Source organism: Spirosoma jeollabukense (assembly GCF_054777855.1).
Window position 1 is genome coordinate 1,067,484 of record NZ_BAAHAD010000002.1, and the last position, 16,283, is coordinate 1,083,766.

16 protein-coding genes are annotated in these 16,283 nt (G+C 47.0%); 8 read left to right on the top strand and 8 right to left on the bottom strand.

The window, feature by feature from the left end; genetic code table 11:
• Window positions 1–83 precede the first annotated feature (83 nt).
• From ACYVEA_RS12765 to ACYVEA_RS12795, 7 genes are all read right to left on the bottom strand, one after another.
• On the bottom strand, window positions 84–374 hold the full coding sequence (locus ACYVEA_RS12765) for a hypothetical protein (protein WP_461113808.1): 291 nt from the start codon (window positions 372–374) through the stop codon (window positions 84–86).
• On the bottom strand, window positions 371–1,603 hold the full coding sequence (locus tag ACYVEA_RS12770) for a DUF6371 domain-containing protein (RefSeq protein ID WP_461113809.1): 1,233 nt from the start codon (window positions 1,601–1,603) through the stop codon (window positions 371–373). Before ACYVEA_RS12770 ends, ACYVEA_RS12765 begins: the two co-directional genes overlap by 4 nt.
• Before the next feature lie 159 nt (window positions 1,604–1,762).
• A complete protein-coding gene (locus ACYVEA_RS12775; protein WP_461113810.1) occupies window positions 1,763–3,487 on the bottom strand; it encodes an AAA family ATPase in 1,725 nt (574 codons plus the stop codon).
• 66 nt (window positions 3,488–3,553) lie between these two features.
• On the bottom strand, window positions 3,554–3,844 hold the full coding sequence (locus ACYVEA_RS12780; RefSeq protein ID WP_461113811.1) for a hypothetical protein: 291 nt from the start codon (window positions 3,842–3,844) through the stop codon (window positions 3,554–3,556).
• A complete protein-coding gene (locus tag ACYVEA_RS12785) occupies window positions 3,841–4,218 on the bottom strand; it encodes a helix-turn-helix transcriptional regulator (RefSeq protein ID WP_461113812.1) in 378 nt (125 codons plus the stop codon). The genes ACYVEA_RS12780 and ACYVEA_RS12785 overlap by 4 nt, the downstream gene beginning before the upstream one ends.
• Before the next feature lie 91 nt (window positions 4,219–4,309).
• Window positions 4,310–5,200 carry a hypothetical protein gene (locus ACYVEA_RS12790; protein ID WP_461113813.1) on the bottom strand — a complete coding sequence of 297 codons (891 nt, stop codon included), beginning with the start codon at window positions 5,198–5,200 and terminating at the stop codon, window positions 4,310–4,312.
• Between the two features lies 1 nt (window position 5,201).
• On the bottom strand, window positions 5,202–6,443 hold the full coding sequence (locus tag ACYVEA_RS12795; protein WP_461113814.1) for a phage integrase SAM-like domain-containing protein: 1,242 nt from the start codon (window positions 6,441–6,443) through the stop codon (window positions 5,202–5,204).
• Window positions 6,444–6,925: 482 nt separating this feature from the next.
• Here ACYVEA_RS12795 and ACYVEA_RS12800 point away from each other — a divergent pair, with 482 nt between their 5' ends.
• The 3 genes from ACYVEA_RS12800 to ACYVEA_RS12810 are packed head-to-tail and all read left to right on the top strand — an operon-like array spanning window position 6,926 to window position 7,581.
• Window positions 6,926–7,048: a hypothetical protein gene (locus tag ACYVEA_RS12800; RefSeq protein ID WP_461113815.1), complete on the top strand. Its 123-nt coding sequence runs from the start codon at window positions 6,926–6,928 to the stop codon at window positions 7,046–7,048.
• Window positions 7,049–7,053: 5 nt separating this feature from the next.
• Window positions 7,054–7,344: a hypothetical protein gene (locus tag ACYVEA_RS12805; protein WP_461113816.1), complete on the top strand. Its 291-nt coding sequence runs from the start codon at window positions 7,054–7,056 to the stop codon at window positions 7,342–7,344.
• A 3-nt stretch (window positions 7,345–7,347) separates the two neighbouring features.
• The gene (locus ACYVEA_RS12810; protein WP_461113817.1) at window positions 7,348–7,581 is read left to right on the top strand and encodes a hypothetical protein; all 234 of its coding nucleotides are present in this window, start codon (window positions 7,348–7,350) and stop codon (window positions 7,579–7,581) included.
• Here the strand turns inward: ACYVEA_RS12810 and ACYVEA_RS12815 are convergent.
• Window positions 7,563–8,750: a DUF6371 domain-containing protein gene (locus ACYVEA_RS12815; RefSeq protein WP_461113818.1), complete on the bottom strand. Its 1,188-nt coding sequence runs from the start codon at window positions 8,748–8,750 to the stop codon at window positions 7,563–7,565. The two genes, ACYVEA_RS12810 and ACYVEA_RS12815, sit on opposite strands and share 19 nt — an antisense overlap.
• A 533-nt stretch (window positions 8,751–9,283) precedes the next feature.
• Between ACYVEA_RS12815 and ACYVEA_RS12820 the strand changes: the two genes are divergently transcribed.
• The 5 genes from ACYVEA_RS12820 (at window position 9,284) to ACYVEA_RS12840 (ending at window position 16,276) form a co-directional block, all read left to right on the top strand.
• Complete coding sequence (locus ACYVEA_RS12820; protein WP_461113819.1) at window positions 9,284–10,141, top strand: phosphotransferase family protein; 858 nt, start codon at window positions 9,284–9,286, stop codon at window positions 10,139–10,141.
• A 708-nt stretch (window positions 10,142–10,849) separates the two neighbouring features.
• Entirely contained in the window at window positions 10,850–11,095 is a 246-nt protein-coding gene (locus ACYVEA_RS12825) for a hypothetical protein (RefSeq protein WP_461113820.1), read from the top strand.
• 55 nt (window positions 11,096–11,150) lie between these two features.
• Window positions 11,151–11,306: a hypothetical protein gene (locus ACYVEA_RS12830; RefSeq protein ID WP_461113821.1), complete on the top strand. Its 156-nt coding sequence runs from the start codon at window positions 11,151–11,153 to the stop codon at window positions 11,304–11,306.
• A gap of 667 nt (window positions 11,307–11,973) precedes the next feature.
• On the top strand, window positions 11,974–12,846 hold the full coding sequence (locus ACYVEA_RS12835) for a hypothetical protein (protein ID WP_461113822.1): 873 nt from the start codon (window positions 11,974–11,976) through the stop codon (window positions 12,844–12,846).
• A gap of 55 nt (window positions 12,847–12,901) precedes the next feature.
• Window positions 12,902–16,276, top strand: coding sequence for a SusC/RagA family TonB-linked outer membrane protein (locus tag ACYVEA_RS12840; protein ID WP_461113823.1), 3,375 nt, complete (start codon window positions 12,902–12,904; stop codon window positions 16,274–16,276).
• Window positions 16,277–16,283 lie beyond the last annotated feature (7 nt).

Below are 16,283 nucleotides of genomic sequence, written 5' to 3' on the forward strand. Positions count from 1 at the left end.
GGGATAGCGTTGAATACGAATGGTTTGCTCGTCGTAGTTACGGACGGTGGTATAGGTCGTTTGAATTTCAGTCATGATTACGGCTAAGTTGAGGTGGTTGAAAGCTGGCCACTATCCCGCCAGTGGTTGATGAGTTGCCCAAGTTTGTCCGCGTAGGCTTTGGGTACCCGGACATCGAAGGCTAGTTGGCAGATCGGCTCAACCTGATGAATCCACTCCTGCTGCTCCTCACTCCAGGTCTGCATGCAAAAAAGGACTTCTTCGAATTGTGAGTTGGACCAATGGGGCAATTGCTGTAAGTCGGCCAATCGACGTTTCTGTACGCCAGCCATCTGAGCCACCTGACTAGGGGTTGGGTTGTCTACGTTTATCATGCTTGATTTAAATAATCGGTGAGAGAAAGTACCTTGATGGTTGGTAGTGGATTCAGTGACTCGCAATCCCACAAAGCCGGATAGCCATCTGGCTCATTTAAGACTCGGCCCGTGTCGTCGCAACGGTGCTGAGTCAGGTAGTCGGCCAAGTCCCAACCCGCGCGTCGTTCCAGTCGTGTTGCCTGCTTTTCTAAAATCTGGGAGACGCTAACGGTATAGCCCAAACGTCGTAGTTCATCCGCCTTCTTAGTCCATAAAGCCAGACCACCTAAATCCGGGAATAAGACGATTGGACGTCCGGCCAGTGGCTTACACTTCTCCGCATTTAAGTTGCTCAGCCCCCCACAGGCTAACCAGATAAAACCGGGCTCGAAGGCTGTACAAACAATGGCTGTTTTCTCACTTTCCACGATGGCTATGGGTTTCGTTTCGGATTGATCGCGTAACTGATGTAAGCCAAATAGTGTCTGCTCCAGGTGGAACCCTGTTAGGCCAATCAGGCGATGGGCCCAGGCCGGTTGGGAAAAGTCATGGTTCTTCTCTTTCATCCGTTTACCCCCCGGACTATAGTAGAGAATCTTCCCGGCGTGAACCCTTTCCTGCTCATCAATCTGCCAGAAGACCGTACACCGTTGCCACTCCTTAGCTACTCCACCCGGCCAGGTGCCAACCCGGAAACGAGCTAGTAATTCATCGGCCACTGGGACGCCCAAAAGCCGTCGGAGGTAAATGGCAAAATTGTTGCGCTCATAACCCGTTTGTGTTTCTGCCACAAAAGCGGGATCGTGATAACTAGCAGGTAGCTTTTTGGCTGAACCGATGGATGGTCCTGAGCGTACAGCCCGTTTGCCTGAAAAGGAAGCAGCCCCCAAATACCGCTTCGTCAGATCTTGTACTGCCGTTTTCCAATCTACATTGTAGGCTGCCATCCAGGCCGTGACCGGATACCATCGCTTCCCTTCCTGATGATTCTGGATGTAGGGTTTCTCATTTTCATCTGCTGGATAGTAAGCTTCAGCAGTCCTGGCTGTTTGGTCAAACAAGCGGACGGGCTGGCTTTTATGGGTAAGTGTTTGGCCAGTCAGTTCTTCCAGAATGGCCGTACCACATTCCTCTTCTAACTGGTCTGCCAACTCTTGGAGATTTGGCGATTTAGGCGGACTGAATATGTGCGAAACTTTATTCATCGTGAATAATTTGCTCGGTTTATTCATCAGTACATTATTCATAGTGAATAAAAGATTTTCAAGTTATCTTGCTGGTAATCAGTAATTTAAAAGTATTTTGTTTGTTTTATTTACTGAATAGAGATGAATAAGACTGAATAATTTGCTCTGTTTTATTCACTTCTATTCACTCCTATTCAGTGAATAAATAGGATGGATATATCATTTATTAGCTGCCAGCTTTGCTAGAATTCGGCTCACTTTGGGCTGAGAGATACCTAGTTCATCGGCAATCTGCATTTGGGTTTTGTGCTGATCTTTCAGCGCTTGGACCTGTTCCGGAAGATTGGCTATATCCTTCTCTGTGGGCTGTTTTAAATGCTCTAACTCGGCTGAAAAACGAAGCTGTTCGAGCATCAGAAAACTGTTCTGTTTGACAATCTGACAGACGATTACATTATCAGAATCATACTTGTAGGCGGTGGATCGAACCTTGACCTGCTTAAGATATTTCAGTTGACTATCCTTTGCACTGGCTCCTAAGGCAATCATCGAATCGGCAAACTGATTTAACCGGGCCGAGCCTTGTAAGTCATTACGGGTTAGTGGTCGGGAGGCATCTCGCTTGGGGCAGTGAGCCAAAATCAATAGACTAAGGCCATGCTTCTGCTTTAAGGTTTTTAGATATTTCATTAGTGGCCCAGCGTCCTTGGCCGACTCCGTATCGCTTCGTAAATACGTGATATTGTCAACGACGAGGACCTTGGCACCGGTAGTTTGGATAGCTGCTTCCATTGACTCATTCAGGTAATCTTCAAAGGAGTTTCCATCAGGAATGTCAACATCTGGATTGATCTCGATCCGTTTAAAATTATCATGCCAGCGGTGGTGATTCGTAAAGTCTTCGGAGTAGCGGGCTTCAAACTGTTTAGAGGATAATTCAAAATCGAAGTAGAGAACAGTTTGTATTTGGGCTTCCATACGGAGCCCTTTGATTGTCTTGCCCCGACTAATGCTGTCACATATTTGCACGGCCAGAATCGTTTTACCCTGATTGGCCTCGGCAAACAAGATGCAGATTTCACCCTCAAGCCAGAATTCATCGAATAGCATTTTGGGTATCGGTTTGGACTTAGCTTCTTCTATCCAGCCATTGGCCGAACGAATCGTCAGTAATCCAATGTTTTGTGGATCATTGACCGAATTTTCTGACTGAGGTTCCTCCCCTTCATCTTGAGCCTGCTCTTCCTCCGCTCTTTGCCGTTCAGCATGTAGAGCGTCCAGAATCGTGTCCGTTGAGTTAGCAAAGGTGTTTGGTTTCGATTCAGTATCAGGTTCGTTAGTAGGGATAAATGCCAGGGAGATTTTAGCAATAGGATAAAAATCAGTCCAGATTTCTCCATCGTATGCTTCCCAGCAGGGAGCTAATGGATTTGAGTCAGCTAGTGATAGTTCGCTGTCGGTAATGCCTTCGTTTCTTAATAGCCTGAGGGCTGCGTTGAAGTAAGCTTGGTAGTGTTCTTCATCGACGGGTATTTCTTCCGCCTGCATCCAAACATATAAGCCACTTTCTTCAATGTTGCTTTTGATCAGGTAGACGTAAGGAGTCCGCTTTAGCAGCGTCCGTATGTCGGCCAATGATCGGTCAGCCGTTCCTTTTATACTAATACTGATGAGTCCACTAAAGGATTCGATCTTCCCATCTAAACCTATTATACCGGCTGGATACGATAGGGAAAACGAGTTCATAATGAACTGTTTGCGAGCCTCCCCCAGTAAACTTTGAAGGCGCATCATCTTTTGCTGGTTCACTTCGCCTTTTGCATTAGAAAGCACATCTTTCGGTGTTGTCAACTGAAAATTGTCAGCCACATAGCTTTCTTTACACGAAAAATTGAGCGTTCCGCTTTTGAATGAAGTTTGCGATTTTGTATCTTCGAGTGTCATTTCGAAAGAGTTAAAAACGGGTCAGAGCTGTGGCGGCTAGCTGGCCCGTTTTGCGTTAGGGGTTAGCTAATTGGAGAGGCATACGGTTTTGAGCCAGGCGCGAAGTGCAGCTAGGTCTTTGACAACGTGAAGCAAGGAGTGACCCTCGTCTGGAATAGGAGCGGAGAGAGTTGCTGTAAGTGGCGGAATGACAACGCGAAATTGCTTTCTGCCAAACTCAGCGCGAAGAAGCGAACCATAGTCAAACCGTTGGAGCAACCAGATTGAGCCGCCAGCCGACTTGATTTCGGATGCAATTTGAGTGAGTAAAACGGGTGGCAGATTTGACCGTTCTGAGGAGATGTTCGAGACTATCATACCGCTTGAGGTTCCTTGCGGCTTTTAGACTGTTTACGACGATCAAGCCGAGTAGCTAATTGGAGACGAGCTTGCTCATCTAATTCTTCCGCAGTTGCTTTTCGGCCATTTCTAACCCATTCCAGAAGTTCGGACCGCACAAAGTAAAGGCGACTACTACCGGGGGGCTTACAGAATGGAATTCGCTTCTCATAGACCATGCCGTATACGGTGGCAGAAGTCAGATTAAGTAAATCCGCGGCCTGTCCAACAGACAGCAATTCGTCCGCAGGCGTAGTAGAAAGAGTGGGCTGATCAAGCCGGTCGAGGAGAAAGAGCACAAGCCGGTGCGTTTCACTTACCTCATTTTGGAGTTTCTGAAAATCAACTGTCATACATCGGCTGGGTTATGAAAGCCGATGGCAAAGGAATAGAGGAAAAATACCGCACCGCAATACGTGCGGTACGCACTGCGGTATTATATTTTTAAGGCTTGTAATGTATTCGTTTATTTTTAGCCGGTTTCGTGTCTTTCGTTAAAGCATCATAAACAGTCCTAGGTGTTAGTGCCTTTACTTCCTTACCGTCAAATACGCGAAACCAATGTAAAAGCCAGTCTCGGATTTTCGTTTTATCTTCATTGCAGTGCCCAGCGTCTTTCGCTTGTCTAAAAACATATACCAAGCTATTTTGCTGTTGGTTGACGACAATAGTACCAGAAGCTACCTTACCAGCTAACAATTCTTTTAAGTAAAGACGTTGAGCTTCAATAGCTATAAATTCTTTAAGAGCTTGTTGAAGCCTCAATTGAGCGTCATGGTTAAAATTTATTGTTGGAGGAGAGAAAGATATAGAATTTGGTTTCTCTGTTAATATTTTATCTTCAATTCCGAATGTGTCTTTTGTCCAACGCTTAAGTTCCTTTTCTATCTTATTATAAGCATTAACAAAAGATTGATTTTGTCGATATAGCATTGCGTCAATACTGTTTTCATAAGCTGTTTGATATTGTCTATATTTTCCTGGGTCTACACTACTTTCATTAACCATTTGAAATAGCCTTTCTTGACAATATGCCTTGGTAGCTTTGTTTTGCTCTGTTGCTTTTTCTGAATACTTTATTATTTCAATATTATACTGCCTAGCGAATTTTACAAACGCCTGATTATAGGTAATCAAACTCCCTTGCCATTGGTCATCCAACAAACGGGTATATTCATCATGTAACTTACGGGAAACTATTCGTTCCAATTCCGAGAAATTATGAGGCATTCCGTTAAGCCTTTTATAATCACCCTTATGTTCATAATACAACCGCTGTGTTTTTACATACGCTTGCATCAGGCTTAAAAACTCATCAAAATATTTCACTTCCATTTTAAGTTGTTTTTTTAAATGATGTCAGCGCATTTGCATATTGGTGCTTTATTTCGTCCTCGAAACTATCCAGGTAATTCTTCGTCGTACTTACACTTTGATGCCCTAAGCTTTCACTGATAAATTCGGTAGGGGCTCCGGAGCGCTTCAGAATCGTAGCAAATGAATGGCGGGCTGTGTAAGTAGTTATATCCTTCTCCAACCCAACCGCTTTGGCTATCTGCCGGATATAGATATTGGTCATCTTGACGAACTGCCGGATCTTGCCTACTTCCTGCTGGGGTGTCAGGCCAGGGGTCAGGATCGAAAACACATATTGATTGGGCTTGATAGGTCGTTGACCCCAGCGGTCAATAATAGCTCGTACTTCTTCGGTTAGAGGAATGCTGATTGGTAGAGCATCCCGTTTTGTACGTTCCGTTTTCGCCCGTACAAACCGAATATAATTACCATCGATCTGGCTATACGTTAACCGACCAATATCTTTCGGATTCATGCCATTACACAGGTAGGAGAATAGCCAAAAGTCGCGGTAACGCTCCTCACTGCTGCCTTCCTCAGCCGGGTAGTTGTAAATCTTTTCGATGTCAGAAAGCGTCAGTGCTTTTTTAATATTTCGGCCTGAAGGTATCTGGTACCGGCGTTTGGAAAATGGATAAGCATCCCGGTCGATGATACCGTCTTCGATAGCCCGGTTGTAGATGGTTCTCAGGCTACGGAGATAGATGCCAACTGTAGTTAGAGAGCGTCCTTTGCCCGTCATCCATTGCTCGAAGCCCTTTAACCAGACGGGTGTAATGGCCGAGAAGGGGAGGGGCTTCTTACTGTTATGGTAAGCTTTAACCGCTGTCAAGCCATCTTTATAGCTGTTAGCCGTGCCCGCTCGTCCTTCTTCGTTAAGCGCTTGCAGGTACTGCTCAAAAACGATCACTACATTGTCGGGACGGTCGTTGGGGCTACTAGTGCTATAGCGCTTTTCAAATTCTTCAAAACTAAAAACTGGTAGGGCTGAGATTACTCGTTCTGCCCGTCGGATAATGGCTCCCAGCATAGCCTTGGTATCTTTGATGAAATCCTCCCGAGGCTTGAGTGAACTAACTTTCGTCCATTGCTCTTGAGTCAGGTTAATCTCCGTAGGGTAGTATCGCTGCTGACGCTGGTAGGTGATGCGCAACTTCACCGGGAAGGTTCCATCCTGTTTCTGCCTGCGGGTATCAAAATAGAAGTTGGCTGTTGCGCTCATTGTATGGCTAACTACTACGAATCAGGCATGCCGAACGCTGTGTCAGGCATCTGTCTCGTTTGCATACAAATTTGCATACAAGCTTCCGTAATTGCCAGAAATAGGACGAAAAATTTTTATAGTAATAGGCCTTAAAAGCGCATATAAGCAGGTTTTTGCTTTGGTGTGTTTTGTCCTGTTTTGCTATGGAAACTGATTTGTAATCAGGATGCGAAAGCGCGTCGGGGGTTCGAATCCCTCCACTGGCTCATTGAAAATCAAGCACTTACGTTTAATGCGTAAGTGCTTTTTTTATGTACTTGCCATACAGGTTGCAATACATCTAACCCACTTTCAAATCTGTTAGCTTGCATCCTTATGTTTTAATCAGACCATAGTATCTTGTTTACTGGTATGGATATATTGATACTAAGCCATTATATTCTGGTTTATATCTCCTTATACTGTAGCCTTCTATTGATCCACACCTCCGGCTTCAGGAAATGAAAAAAAACGTATCAGAAATCGAAAACAAGCAGCAACAGGCTGAGGTTGGGCGTTTGATGCAGGTGATCTTGCGAGAGGCATTTGCAGGAAAACAAATCGTTGCGGATGAGTTGGCCTAATGTATATGAGACAGTTTCTGGATAAAATTCGGTGTGAGCACGTCTTGCAAGCAGGTCGTTATTTACTGGTCAACCCGGCTGACGGAAAGAAAGCGTCAAGAACCCGCACCGTAATTATCGAAGGGCATCCGTTCCCGCCCAAAGAGGTCATTCGCCGGGCTTATTGTTTTGCCACGTCAACCCACTACGATAATCTGCCAGTAGAATTTACCGTGACAAACTACAACCCGGACATAGCTCAAAAAAAGCTCAAAGAGTTGGATTTCACTGTTTACAAGAACAATCAGCGATTATAGCGCATGGAACGTCAACCAACGAATGCGTTTATCCTACACCGGCAACCGGCAGCTAACTGGGCCGTGTTTATTGACTACTGGGCAAAGACGTACGATTATTTGTCCGAAAACCCGGACTACGACCGATTTGTAGCTGAACGCGATGCTACGTTTGCCTTCGACAAAACTAACCTGCGGAAGCTGTTTGAGTGGAAAAACAAAACCAGCTGGCAACCGCTTTACTGTTCGAGTAAATAATCTGCCAGGTCTAATCCGGCTATTTTTTGTTCGTCGGTCGCCCGTAGTTCCAGATAATCGGAGACGGTCACGTTTAAGCCCTGCAGGCGCAATTCATCAGCAGTACGACTCCACCGGGCAAATGCAGTACCATCTTTGGATAAATCGGGGAACAGGATCACATTTCGCCCTGTCAACGGGGCCATCCGTTCGGCGTTCAGATAGGATAACGCCCCAACCGCTAACCAGATAAAACCCTGGAAGTAGGGCGTACAGAGAACCGCCGTTTTAGGCGCTTCGACTACCGCAATTGGTTTGTCGGCAGGGGCCGTCAACAGTTGTGGTAACCCAAACAGGCAGGGCGATTTCTGGACGTCGTTACGTTCGTCTAAATAATCGGTTAGCCAGGCGGGATACGGCTTTTTCTGGTCATCACACCGACGGGCATAGGCAGCATGGACCCAACTGGTTTTTGTCCGTTTTTCGCCGTGCTGATCCACGTACTTTGCCGTATGAAACGTATCATCGAATAGTTTAATTTGGCCGCCCCGTTTGCGCCCCTGCTCATCTATATACCAGAACACACAAGCGCCCGGCCAATAGCTTGATGTTCCGATCTGAAACTGCTTCAGTAATGTATCCGCTACGTCGGGCCCAAAATGATTGCGCAGCAGCCGAGCGAACTGATTCCTTTCGTAATGACCTAAGGACTGCTGAAACACTTCATCAGGAATACTATACACAAGCTCATCCTTTACGACATGGCTATTTGTTTGCGGCTGTTGAAGCGTTGGTGTTGACGATTTATCAACTATGTACTTCACAACCCGTTCGGCCTGCTCAATTGTTGCTCCTTCCTGTCTACAGATGACCGTTAGTATGTTTGCCTGACTAAACCCTTTACGCAGCAGCTTTCCGGCAACGGCAAACCATTCACGAGGTAATGATTCGTTGCCTGTAAGCTGTTTGACTTCATCGGCATAACTCAATCCCGACGGGCCTTTGTGATAGGGACTAAGGTGGTAGCCGCAGTTACTTTCGCGATCACATCGACCGTACGCTACTGGCAAGGGTTCACCCGTTCGCGTATTTACGTAACGGCTTAACGTCCTTCGGTGCTTGGGTCCACAGGCTGGGCAGTCGGTCTTGATCGCTTTTTTTGGCAGTTGATAACGTAGTGCCGATTGCATAACATACCTATAAAAAGGGTTTGTCGGTTTTCTTTACAGTAAATAAGTAAACTAAACTCTCGCTTCTAAACAGTTTTTTGGCCGTGTTGGCTTTCAATTTGTGAGATTTGACCTTTAGATAATCCACGATGTTTACCAAGTTTCGCCTGGATACTAGTCTACTAACTAACTTTCAACTTTGTGAACTAATTCTAACTGAACTAGAAAAAGTATTTCTTTTAGCCTGAATCCAATAACGAGCCTGGGGAATCAAAAAACGGTCATCCACATCGATTTCCGTTCGCTGAAAGGTCCAGGGTTTATAGACACTCTTTTGAACAAACCGCCGGGTGTCAACTAGGGGGTCAATCAATTGAAGAGAATCGCTCGAATCGATAACATACAGTTTCTTATTGCCAATTTCTGACGGGCCGCTATGCATCACCTGATAGAAGTCAGGTTCTATTTTCTGGAAGCAGACAAAGTACGAGAAAAGATGTTGATAACTTGACTCCTTGTAAACCCATATCAACGGCCATGACCGGCTATCAACTATGCTAGAGATGTTCCAGACAGTGATCATTTCTCGTTTCCCGGAGCTGGGTAATGCTTCGTTTACCCTGCTGACCTTGGGGTGGGATTCAATAGCTGTGGACGTGGATGACGAGCTAATTTTTAAATTTCCTCGTGACCAGGAGGGGGTCGACGCCTTACGCCGAGAAGCCGCCATGCTGGCCGTTGTTCGCCCAAAGTTAACCCTGGCCGTCCCTGATCTCGCCTTTTTTGACACACCCCAGCCCTTTTCCAAACACACCAAACTCAAAGGGGATCATTTAATCACTACTCACTATGAATGGCTGGATAACAGCGCAAAACAACGCTTAGCCGAAGAACTAGCCCGATTTTATGCGGAGCTTCACGCTATCGATCCCGCCTTACTGCAAGCAGCAGGAGCGCAGCCACTAGACCCGTGGCCAACGCCTGCCATCATTCAGACAGGTATTCGACCATATTTATCCAACGCTCATCTCCTAAAAGCTGAAAAAACGCTGGATCAATGGGCACATCTGGCTGATGATCCGTACGGCATCATCTATGGATATTTTGACGGTCACGGCTGGAACATGGCGTTTGATCATGCCCGTCAACAGCTAGGTGGGCTATATGACTTTGGGGATGCTGGCTTTGGGGAGCTGCATCAGGAGTTTATATACACCAGCTTTATTTCGCCCGATCTCACCGGACGGGTTATCACGGCCTATGAACAGATTACCGGCTATCGACTTGATCGAGAGCGAATTTCGATCCTGACTGGTGTATTGCGGTTGGTCGAACTGGCCGAGATGGGCAACGATCCTGACTACGCCACCCTGGTGTTAACAAATGCGTTAAGCTGGCTGGCTGAAGACTAAAGTTTGCGTGAAATGTCTCGGCTTAAAACTAATTAGACCTTTACCTGTACACTAATCAACCGCTCACGATCGTACATTAATTAACCTATGCGGTCCCTGTCTGGTGATAGGAGGGTCACTGCACAATATCTAAAAAAAAAGTCAAGACTGGACTTACGCCAAGAAAACACATCAGTCGCCAGGTTGACGGCTGTATGTTAGCAATATGACGAGCTACTTCTTGGACGTTTCGTTTAAGAAAGGCCATACGTGCAGCTACAAACGGGTTCATCTCGGTTGAGGAGTCTTCACTGAGCTTAAAAATGGGATCAATGCCGGTTTTTGGTTAAAATATGGGTGTAGCTATTGTTTTGTCATAGCTCCTGAATGGGTTTGAAGCGGTTAGGGTATAAAATCGCCACTAAAACTAATGAGTCTTTCCTATTCCGGGCTTAGGCGGTCAAAAATATTGATTCGCCAGCAAGTACGGGTCGGTTTACCTGTATTGAGTGTTAACTGGAAGCGCATAGAATCAAAACGTATACTACTAGTCCGTTACAGGTTAACCCATTAGCCAACTCCTGAATACGCTACGCTGTTACGTTCCTGGATTTGACGTAATCTTCCTATGGTATAGCACTTGGGTAGCTTCACGATTTCTTAACAGATCAGAAAGAAGCAATTGGATAAGTTTGTGATCAGTTAATCAATGGTCAAGCCAGTCAACGTATGAACCATCCCATTTTAAAATTCACGTCCGGCAATATCATCAGTCTTTGGTTTGGAGAAGACACGCCCATCCGGCAGTATAAAATCGCTATGAACCCTGAACTGTGGGATGCCTGCCAGCGGGTATACGCAAGGTTTACCCCGCCTTCAGGAGCTTTGTCGACGGAAGGTTATCGAAAATCGGATTACATGGCGTTTGCCAGCGCTGTTCAACAGGAACTGGACCAGGAAGTAATTTGTCACTAAAAAAGTAAGGAAATCTGCCGAGGCCCACCAAAAGGTTGAACACCAACTAGCGCAAGTGGAAGCCATTGCTAAACTCCTTCTTCAACAGGTGGAGGGAGAGCCGAAGAAGGATCGTGACAAAGACAAACGAAGTAAAAAAGAAAAGAAAAAAGTCAGGAAAGAACAATCTGAGCCAGCTCAAGCCACTGAGCCAGCCGCCGAGCTCGAATAAGGCTTCACTATTTGTTAACCTTGCTGATTTAATCAAAGGTAGTACCTTTCGAAAGGGTAATTTAATTCTATTTCCTCATAGGTTTAAGTACAAATTAAGGCAACAGCCAGCACCTGCTAGATGCTGGCTGTTTTTATATGCAGTTACCTGTAGATTTTGGAAGTCATGCCAATGATACGTACTGCGTTGTGCAGAAAATGCTGGACGTTGATCAGACCCTTGTAGATGCCATTCGGTTTGCCGACTCAAACGGTTAAACGCTGGTTATCATCGTAGCCGACCACGAAACGGGCGGGCTCAGTTTGTTGAATGTCGACCTGAAACGCGGTTACCTCGATAGCAACTTCTGTACTAATGGTTCTTCGGGAACTGTATTTTATTGACTTGATTATCAGCATGTTTCTGAAAATATCGTGTTCAGCATAAGATCATAACTATCGTTGATTGTACACCATCAATTGGTAAATGTCACACGGTTGTCAAATCATGATGAAGCCCTGGAAAGCTTAACAGTTTGAAAACACTTGATTAAAATTCAGGTAATGCCTGACCCCGTTCTTTGCACTTTTAAACAGCGATACCGGTCATCTTACGTAGCATATCTTTTTTGGGCCTGCTACGTAATCAAGGATAAGCTGTTTACCACGTCATCAACGTAAATGAACGAATGCTGAAGATTTTACTCTTCTTCGCGGCTGGCCTGACAGGGGTATTTTCAGTAGCAAACTTGCCTATTACCCTAGCCCTGACCTCCACAAAAACCATCGATTCGCTGGGGGCTTGTCAGGGGGTTAGTTACCAGCAAAATAAAGTTTATCTATACGGCGACCGTGAAGTAGGGATAATTCGAACCTACACACCAGGTGCAGACGTGCTAACGTATACCGGGCAGGAAATCAAATTGACCGTTGATGGCAAAGACGTCATCAATCATCCGACGGGTATTGCCTACAACCAGACCGGCCCAGCCTTCATCGGTAATAGCATTCGGTTAAATCCCGAAGGAACAAAATGGCGCGCTATTATCTACCTCGTCAACTGGGCTGGGTTACTACGTACCGGAACCCTTGACGAAAATTTGCTGAATACGATTGAGGACGATGCCTGTATTCAGGGCACTCGGCCCGAGTATGTCCGCTACCAGGACAAGTGGTACGTAGCAACGGCGGATTATGGAGACAAAGCGAATGAAGTACGACTCTACGATCCAGTAGCGCTGGCAAAAGCGAAAAAGACAAGTGAACCGGGTGTCCTCGTAAAGAAATTTTCCTGTTCGCCCTGGGTGCAGAACCTGCACTGGATACCTTCCAAAGGGATACTGGTACTGATTCAGAATCAGATTGAAGGCCGCAAATGGCGCTTTACCTTTCTGGATTTGAAAAAATCAATCGAATCAGGTCGTGAGGAAGTCCTGAAAACCATTGATATAGACAAAGTCGATGAGTTGGAAGGCTTTGCGCTCCTGGGCGATCTGACGTCAGGTCTGGCCGTTACATCGTCGCGTAGCAACAACGTGAATTTTATGCGCCTTTCCTGGTAAGGCATGCAGTACTTAATCAAGTAATACAACCAATCCAACAAGTATAAAACGTGTGATGAATCACTACTCAATTCAATTGAGCAGACTGCTGCTTTTGCTTCTGCTCATCAGCCCACTGGCCCACCAGAAGGCGCAGGCTGATCAACGTTTAAACGGTCATATTGGCCGTTTGATTCGCGTAAGCGGTACGGTAACGGACGAAAAAAATCAACCGATTCCCGGTGTTAATATTGTCGAAGAACAGACTCGAAAGGGTACCGTAACAGATGCCACAGGTCAGTTCTCGATGGAGGTTAGCGCAGGCGCTACACTCGTTTTTTCGTCAGTGGGCTTCGCCACGCAGGAGCTAGTCGTTGGCTCACAACCTACGCTGAACGTAACGTTGAAAGAAGACGTAAATCAGTTGAGCGAGGTAGTCGCAGTGGGTTACCAGACGCTGCGAAAGAGTGATGTTACCGGTGCTATTTCCAATGTAAAAGCGCGTGAACTGAACATAGCGGCTCCCACGCTCGGCCAGGCACTGGTGGGAAAACTGGCGGGTGTGCAGGTCTCACAGGTGAGCGGTGCGCCCTATGTAAGCACCAAAATTCGGGTGCGGGGGATCGGCTCGATCAACGCCAACTCCGATCCGCTTTACGTCATCGACGGCTTTCCGGCGGGTAACGATGTGTTCATTAATCCGAATGACATTGAAAGCATCGACATTTTGAAAGATGCCGCTTCGGCCGCTATTTATGGTTCGCGGGCCTCGGGTGGCGTCGTCCTGATCACGACCAAACGGGGGAAAGAGGGGAAAGGTAAATTTGATTACGAATATCAGTACGGCATCAACCAACTGGCCAAGAAAGTTGATCTGCTGGATGCCAGTGGCTTTGCGCAACTGGTGATTGACGGCCGTAATAACACCTACCGTGATCTGGTGCAGAATAGTGGCAAATCCTGGACGGATGCGATGTTTTCGGATGATAATGCAACACGTATCGCCAAGGTCGGCAACGCTGGTTCATTGAGTATTCCGACGGAGTTTTATGATTTTGCCAACCAGAAACTTATTACCCCCAAATACAACACCGACTGGCAGGACGAACTATACCGCAGTGCTCCGTTCAGCCGCCATAACCTCAGCTTCTCAGGTGGAAACAATGGCGTACGCTATCTGATCAGTGGTGGGTATCAGAACCAGCAGGGCATCATCGTCGCGACGAAACAGGACCGATTGAATGTTCGGGCGAATATCGACGCCGACATCAGCAAGAAGTTTAAAGTAGGCACCAGCATTTTCGTTACGTCGACCAACAGCCGTGAAGTGCAGGAAGGACGCTTTAACCAGGGGCCAATTCTGGGCGCCTTGATTTATGCGCCTACGTTCCGGGCTCGTGACGATAATGGAAATCTGATCAAAAACGAGATGGCCGCCCAGCAATCGGCGTATGGTTATCAGACGATTGAGAATCCGGTAGCGCTGGCTGAAGAAACCAACATTACCCGAAAAGGATTGCGGGGAACCTACAACGGTACGGCCAGCTATGAAATTATTCCGGGACTGGTTGCGAGAGCCAATCTGGGTTTTCAGACCTATAACGAGAAGTTTGAGTATTACCTGCCAACCAGCCTGAGCAATGGAAATAACCCGCCGTATTCGCCCCAGGCGATTGCCGCGGCAACGGCATCCGCCCTGACACTCAATACGCAGAACCTGCTGGCGGAGTTTACCGCGACGTACACAAAGCAGTTCGGTAAACATCGGGTGAATGGGTTAGTCGGGTATACGGCGCAGAAAACAAATCTTGATCAGATCAGCGTGTCGGCCCAGGGTTTTCAAAGTGATGCCGTTCAGGAAATTACGGCCAAAGGGGCCGACGCAACCAACTTCTACCTGAATACCGCTACCAGTGGCGCGGGCCTGACCGGAACAAGCCTGAGCACCAGTAGCGTTGGCTTTACCGGAACAGGGAAACAGGAAGAAACGCTGCTCTCGTATCTGGCCCGAGCGGAATATAATTACGATGAGCGGTACTTCCTGACGGCTACTTTCCGGACGGACGGTTCATCGCGCTTCGGTCCGTTGAATCGGTGGGGCTACTTCCCGTCGGTGTCGGGAGGCTGGACCATCTCAAACGAACCGTTCTATACGGATTGGCTGGGGGCAGCGTCCACGCTGAAACTCCGGGCAAGCTGGGGATTGACCGGTAATTATAACGTCGGTAACTATAACTATCTACAAACCGTGGCCAGTCCAACGGGAGCCGTTTTTGGGTCGGGTACCGTACAGACCGCGTTTTATTCCGGGCCTATCAAAGATCAGCGGCTCGGCTGGGAATCAACGTCACAGTTTAACCTGGGGCTGGATGTTGGCCTGTTCAATAATCGGCTCCTGTTGATTGCCAACGGGTATCTCAGTAACTCCTATAACTTGCTGTTCAACCAGCCTATTTCAGCTATTTCGGGTACAACCAGCATTCTAACTAATTTACGCAATTCAAACATTCAGAACAAAGGGATCGAGTTGCAGATCGACGGCCGGGCTATATCGACCCAGGATTTTAAGCTGAATCTGAGCGGCAATATCGCGTTGAATCAGAATAAAGTGCTGAACATGGGCGGTGCCAACACCATTCTGGCTGCTGGTGCTGAACGGTCATACATTACCCACATTACGCAGGAAGGGCAACCCGTTGGGTCGTTCTACGGCTTTAAGGTGATTGGCATGGTGCGTCAGTCCGATGTCGATAATCTGGCCGCTGATAATGCAGTATATAATGCAGCTACCCAATCGTTTCCGGCGGGGTATGTTCTGAAAGGACCTGCTCGCTCAACGGCCTCCACAAATCCACTTCGTCCCGGTGATCTGATTTTCCAGGATGTGAATGGCGATGGCGTTGTGAATGATGCTGATAAACAGGTAATTGGTACACCCTATCCGAAATTTACGTACGGGTTCTCCGTCACGGCGAGTTATAAGGCTTTCGACGCGAATGCTTCGTTCAACGGTACGTATGGGAATCAGGTACTCGACGGCCAGGATTATTACCTCTACAATATGGAAGGGTCGGGTAACCAGTATTCGGTCGTGGCCAACCGGTATCGTTCCGAAACTGAGCCAGGCAATGGCCAGGTGTTCCGGGCATCGCGGGGCGGTACGCAAAGCAATAGTACGCGCCTGTCGACTTTCTATCTGCAAAATGGCTCTTACCTCCGCTGCGCGAATATTACCCTGGGATATAACCTGCCTGCTACGTTGCTGAGCAAAGTTCGGGTTAGCGGTTTGCGCTTATATGTCAATGTCAACAACGCGTTTACGATAACCAAATACAAAGGATACAATCCTGAGGTGGATTTCAACAACGGGGCCAACCTGGCTCCCGGCGTCGACTACGGAAAATACCCGCTGGCCCGCGGCTATAATGTCGGGGCACGTATCTCATTTTAATAAATGC